6 protein-coding genes are annotated in these 6,001 nt (G+C 68.7%); 5 read left to right on the forward strand and 1 reads right to left on the reverse strand.

Annotated features, from left to right (window positions below; all coding sequences use genetic code 11):
- From AC1D00_RS22920 to AC1D00_RS22940, 5 genes are all read left to right on the forward strand, one after another.
- Window positions 1-1,447, forward strand: a 1,447-nt coding sequence (locus tag AC1D00_RS22920; protein ID WP_477012216.1) for an AAA family ATPase, incomplete at its 5' end; no start/stop codon positions are given.
- A 73-nt stretch (window positions 1,448-1,520) separates the two neighbouring features.
- On the forward strand, window positions 1,521-2,456 hold the full coding sequence (locus AC1D00_RS22925; RefSeq protein ID WP_477012217.1) for a GIY-YIG nuclease family protein: 936 nt from the start codon (window positions 1,521-1,523) through the stop codon (window positions 2,454-2,456).
- A 53-nt stretch (window positions 2,457-2,509) separates the two neighbouring features.
- On the forward strand, window positions 2,510-3,409 hold the full coding sequence (locus AC1D00_RS22930) for a 3'-5' exonuclease (RefSeq protein WP_477012221.1): 900 nt from the start codon (window positions 2,510-2,512) through the stop codon (window positions 3,407-3,409).
- A 146-nt stretch (window positions 3,410-3,555) separates the two neighbouring features.
- Window positions 3,556-3,912 (forward strand): hypothetical protein, encoded by a 357-nt coding sequence (locus AC1D00_RS22935; protein ID WP_477012218.1) that lies wholly within the window; start codon window positions 3,556-3,558, stop codon window positions 3,910-3,912.
- Between the two features lie 117 nt (window positions 3,913-4,029).
- Window positions 4,030-5,310 carry a site-specific integrase gene (locus AC1D00_RS22940; protein WP_477012219.1) on the forward strand — a complete coding sequence of 427 codons (1,281 nt, stop codon included), beginning with the start codon at window positions 4,030-4,032 and terminating at the stop codon, window positions 5,308-5,310.
- On the opposite strand, the gene AC1D00_RS22945 is transcribed toward AC1D00_RS22940, so the two are convergent.
- The coding region (locus tag AC1D00_RS22945; RefSeq protein WP_477012220.1) for a hypothetical protein at window positions 5,307-6,001 on the reverse strand (695 nt) is incomplete at its 5' end. The genes AC1D00_RS22940 and AC1D00_RS22945 overlap by 4 nt on opposite strands.

Consider the following 6,001-nt stretch of genomic DNA (forward strand, 5'->3'; position numbering starts at 1 on the left):
AGGACTCGGCTCGCTCGACTTTCACGATTTGGTCTCGGCCTTCCGCGCGGGCTCGAGCGCATCGGAGATCGTCGAGCGGCTGCGGCTGGCGGGACGGCGCATGTCTACGCCCCGCGACGACCGTCTGCCGCGCCTGGTCGATGCCATCGAATACGGACCGGCTCGCGCATGGGGACTTTCGCTKGGGTTCGATTTTTCCGAATGGCAGGCCGGGCGGCTCGCGTGGCACGACGTCGGGGGCGCCGGGGCGAATGCGCTGTTCGTCGGCGAGTCCGGTCTCGGGAAGACTTTCTTCGCCCGCGTTTTGGCGTCGCACCTCGGCATCCCGCTGATCGCCAGCTCCATCGCCGAGACCTTCGCGTCGTCAGCCGGGTATCTCGATTCCGTCATCAAGGCGATAAGGGAAACCTTCGCGCGCGCCGAGGCGAGTGCGCCGTGCGCCCTGCTATGGGACGAAATCGATGCGTTACCTATGCGTGCATCTCTTGATGGGCGCAGCTCTTCGTGGTGGACCCCCGTCGTAACAGAGTTCTTGACGCTCCTGGATTCAGCGGTTTCCCGCGAACGCGCCGGCGTGTGCGTCTGGGCGGCTACAAATTACGAGCATCGCATCGACCCCGCACTGATCCGGCCGGGCAGGCTCGGCCGCACCATCCGCTTCCTCGCGCCCGGCCCGGAGGGGCTGACCTCCATCGCGCGCCACCACCTCGACGGCGAACTCGCCAACGCCGATCTCTCCTGCATCGGCCAACTCGGTCTCGGTCGAAGCCCGGCCGAAATCGCGGCTGCCGTCAGGGAGGCGCGGCGCGCGGCCAGGCAGTCCGGCCGTTCCCTCGTCTACGACGACCTGGTCGAGGCGCTGGCGCCGCGGGCCGACATCGACCCGGCGACGCTCCGGCGCGTCTGCGGACACGAGGCCGGCCACGTGGTGGTCGGGCTCGCGCTCGCGGTGGACGAGGTCGTGGCCGCCGATGTGGTCGGGACCGCCGACGCGTTCGGCCGCACGGTCATGCGGCGGCGCGACGGCGTCGAGACGCGTGCAATTATCGAAAACCGTGTGACCGCGCAGCTCGGCGGCCGCGCCGCCGAGGCGGTGCTGTTCGACGGCGATTGTTCGGCCAACAGCGGCGGCGACAGGACCAGCGACCTCGCAATGGCCTCCCGCGCGATCGCCGCGCTGCATTACTCTGAGGGGCTGGGAAGCGGTCTCGTCTACCTAGGCGACGAAAAGGCGGCCGCCGACATGCTGCGCGTCGACGCACGGCTGCGGGCGACGGTCGAGGCCGACCTCGTGCGGCTTCACGACCGTGCGGTCAAGATCCTCCGTCTGGAACGGCGGGCGCTGGACGCCGTCGCGCGCGTGTTGGCCGACCGGCGGCATCTTGGGGGCGAAGAGATCCGCCGCCTGTTCGCGGAGAATCGCGCTTCCGGCCGCACCTCGGAATGATCCGACCGCGCGGGCGGGCCTCGACGCGAGCGACAGAACCGGCCGAAACCTTCCTCGAACGACGGAGCGCACAATGACCACGGACACCCCGCACGACCGCCCTTCCACCACGCTCGTCCACCGCCCGTATGGTGGCATCTCCGGCTACCGCCTCGTTTCTGATCGCGCTACGCGCGCCGTGGTGCACGCGTTCCCGATGACGGATTTGCCCCGCGTCGCGGCCGCGGGACTGCTGTCGACGCCGGGCGCGTACGTGATGACCGACTTCGGTATCGCCTATTTCGGCGAGAGCCGCAGGCCGTCCCGCCGTCTGTCCGAGCACGCTGCAGATCCCGCCAAAAGTTTCGCGCGCGATGCGTTCGTGGTGTGCGGCTGCGAGGGCTCGGCGTTCGACAAGCTGCTCGGCGTGGACCTGCAGTACCGTCTGACCCGCCGCGCCCTAGAGGTCGGCGCGGTCACGGTCTGGAAGGGCGCGAACCCGCCGTCGCCGGACTTGACCGACGCCGAGCGCGTCACACACGACCGGATCGTCGCAGATGCGATCAGGCTTCTGCACGATGCCGGTTGCCGGATCTTCCACCAGGTCGGGCAGCCTTCCGTGCCGTCGCAGCCCGAAGAGGCCGTCCCGGAGGCGAACGCCGATGCTGCCGATTCCGGCCCGATGGCGATCGGCGTCGCCACGGTGCCGGCCGGCTCGGAGGAATACGAATTGAGGTACGGCGGCCTGTGGGCGCGCGGCTATTGGGCGGGCGACAAGTTCGTCGTGAGTTCGGGATCGGAAGTCCGCACGACTACGAACGACAGCGTCTGCACCCTCACGCGCTCGCGCCGCGACGAACTGTTCGCCGCCGGCGTGCTGTCGACGATCCCCGGCGTCCGAGACCGCCGCAGGCTCGCCGTGGCGATCTCGTTCGCTTCGGCCTCGATCGCCGCGAAGGTGTTGGCGGGCGCGCACACGACCGGCGGCTGGGCGCCGCGCGATCCTTCGCGTGCGGTTTGGCTGCCGTAGCGACCCGTGCCGCACTGGGGGAGCGAGGAATAATCAGCGGAGGAGCGGTGGTGATGGAAGCGTGCGGGTTGGAGCGGATAGCGGCGCTGCTGGAAGCTGACGGGGGGTACCGGGTGCTCCGCCGCCTCGAGCCGCGCACCGCCTATCACGTCCCCGACGGGACCCCGACCCGCCGCGCCGTCTTCCTCGACCTCGAAACCACCGGGCTGAACCCAATGCGCGACGAGATCGTCGAGATGGCCATCGTCCCGTTCGACTACGCCGACGACGGCCGCATCTTCGCGGTCCACGAATCCTTCGCCCGCTTCCGCGATCCCGCGCGTCCGATCCCGCCTGAAGTCTCCGACCTGACCGGGATCACCGACGCCATGGTGGCGGGCACCGCGATCGATCCTGCCGAGATCGAGGCGTTCCTGGGCGGCGCGGTGGCGCTGGTGGTCGCCCACCACAGTTCCTTCGACCGGCGCTTCGCCGAGAGGTTCTGTCCTGCATTCGCGAGGCTGCCGTGGGCGTGCTCCTGGACGGAGATCCCGTGGCGGGAGGAAGGCTTCGTCGAGGGAACGAAGCTCGCGCATCTCGCCGCCGCCTGCGGCTTCTTCCATAGCGGCCACCGCGCCGTCGACGATTGCCTCGCCGGCATCGAGCTTTTGTCCCGTCGGCTGCCGCGCAGCGGCCGGTCCGCGCTCGCGGTCCTCCTGGAATCCGCTCGGGCTCCCCGCTGGCGCGTCCACGCTCTCGGCGCACCGTTCGAACTGCGCGAGTCCTTGAAGCGCCGGGGTTACCGCTGGGACCCGGGGGAGCAAGGCCGGCCGCGGGCGTGGTTCGTCGACGTGTCTGACGGAGCCCTCGAGGCGGAGCGCGACTTCCTCCGCCGCGAGATCTACCGGCGGGACGATCTTGAAGTCGAAGCGCGCCGTCTCGACGCCTACGACCGCTACTCCGATCGCTCCTGATCCGAGGCGCACAGCCCCCTATTGGCGGGCGCGCCGGCGCCGTCCCCAAGGACTCGAATAGGCGAGCCAAGGCGCAGCGTGCCGGAGGCCCCGCGGGCATCCCCGTCACYAAGGATTCGATCTGATTTCAGCCGCAGGAGGAACCGATGAAATCTCAAGGATTCGAAGGTTCGCTCGCCGACGTTATCAGGCGTGGATTCGAGGGTCGCGCGACCCTCGATTTTGCCTCCACGGCTAAGCTATTGAATATAAATCTGAAATCGTTGCGTCGCCACGTGAGGTCGGGTAATATCGGGTTCCGCGCGACCGGTTTGGGCCGCCTCAGGGTGAGACGGGAGTTCGCCTTGGAGGATGTGCTCGCCTTCTACGAGAGCGCATTCCGGAAGGTGGAACCCGGGTCCGGGCGGGCCGAACAGATCGTCAGGACCCGCCGGCTCGAAGGCAGCGATTTTCTGGAAGGCAGGGCAAGGCGGAAGGCGGCGCGGCGGTCGGGCAAGGCTTAGGAGCCCCCTGCGGCACGGAAAGGCATGCGAGAGGTGTCCATGACGACGAGAGAGCAGAAGGAAGCCAAGGCCGGTGGGGCGAAGAGGTCCGGGCAGGCCCGGAAGCGGCCGTCCTGGGTGTACAAGCCGACCAAAAGCCCGTTCTGGTGGACCTGCTTCGACGTCGACGGCAAGACGCATTCGAAGAACACGTACACGCGGAACCGGCGCGCGGCCGAGAAGATCGCCCGCGAGCACCGGGCCGAGGTGCTGGCCGCGCGCGCCGCACGCCCGCCGGTCTTGCTGAAAGGCGATCTCACCTTCAGCGAGGCCGCCGAACTGTACTGGAACGACGTCGGCAGACACACCAAGAAGTCCGAGCAGCTCGATGCCGACATGGAGCGCATCGTCCTGATGGTCGGACCCGAGCGCATGTGCAGCACGATCACCTCGAAGGACCGGATCGACATCCGGACCAGGCTGCGCGACGGGATCCGGCCGCCCGGGATCGGCAACCGGGGTCGTCCGCTCAAGGACCCGGGTGCCTACGGGGCGAAGCGGATCAACGACTATAGCGACCTCATCCCCCGCATCATCCACCACGCAGAGATCAAGCGGGAGACGACGTTCAATCTCCGCCGCGAGCCCCGCCATCCCGGCGACAGCGACCGCGAGAAGGAGGGGGTCCGCCACCGCAAGCTGAAATTCGAAGAACAGCGGCGTCTGGAGAAGGTGATGGATCGCGATCTCGCCGACATGGTCCTGTTCGACCTCGAAACCGGAATGCGCGAGGAGGCGCTCTGCACTCTCACCTGGAGCCAGATCGACTGGGCGCTCTGCGAAGTGACGTTCAAGCTCAAGACGAACCTGCGCGACCCCGTCTGGCATACCGTCGATCTGACGGAAGAAGCCATGGCGATCCTCTACCGGCGCCTGGCGATGCACGAGGCCGAGGGCGTAGGCGTGACCTCCGACGACCGGGTTTTCATGCTGCGGCTCCTGAAGGACAACACCCTCAGTGGCAAAACCCGGCACGCGGGCGACCTCGTTCCCGTCAGCCCCCGGCTGCTCATCGACCGCTTCCGCAAGGCGTGCGATGCGGCCCACATCGACGATCTCGTCGTACACGACCTGCGCCGGACCGCCGGACGGCGCGTCTACGACGAGGAGGGCTCGGATATCGAGGCGGCACGCGCCTTCCTCGGCCACGTCGACATCGAGACGACCAAGAGGTACCTCGGCGTCAAGGGGACCAGCATCAACAAGCATCTGCGTCGCCGCAGCGCGCGCGCCCGGCTGGCGAAGGCGGAGCTCGACAAGGCCGCCGCGAACGCAGTCGCGGCGCCGGGCACCCGCGAGCACGCTCTGCATCTGGTGGTCGGGGGGCGGAACGGACCCGCGGCCGACGGCGTGGCCTAGCCGGGCAGCGCCCAGCCTCCGGGACGCGCCCGGATCGTCTTCGCCTTGGCTTCGCGCTTCAGCCGCTGCGCCAGCCAATCTGGATTGAGGTCAGCGATCTCCGGTTGAAGCAAGGCTGAGATCGCCGCACGCCGCATCGGGCCCTTCCGGAGGGCGGCGAGCGCCCGCTCCCACAGCAGGTCGGCGAACTCGCGCCGGAAGATGGTGATGGTGTCGGGAGGCTTCACGGCGATGCGTCTGGCGGGAGCCGGTTCGTAGTCGAACCAGCAAGACCCGCTTTCGGTTTGAAAGATTCGGGAGCCGGCCAGAGCGACGGGAAGGTCGCGGTACGGCCGGTTCGTCGCGAACGGCACCCTGCCGGTGTCGATCAGCCGTTTGGGCATGAGCGGCCGGCCGGCGCGCCGGAGCTCGAGCGTCACGGCCTTGGCCACGGGAGGGTCCTTCGCGTCCCGGTAGTCCGATGGTTTGACGAGCCGGTTCAGACGCTCCTCCCTCGCCCGGAGCACATGGGCCGTTATCCGCGCGTCCCGCTCCCGCTTCTCCTCCGCGGTCGGCTTGGGGGGCCGCTTCCTGACGTAAGCCGGTTTCGGCGGCTTCCGGGGCTTCGCCTTGCGCTGCTTCGCCGTCGGCATGCCCGGCGGCAGGACGTTCACGGGCACCCGTCCGGCCATGCGGGCGCGCCGCTCCCGCC

It is taken from the genome of Bradyrhizobium sp. P2_E8 (assembly GCF_056403875.1).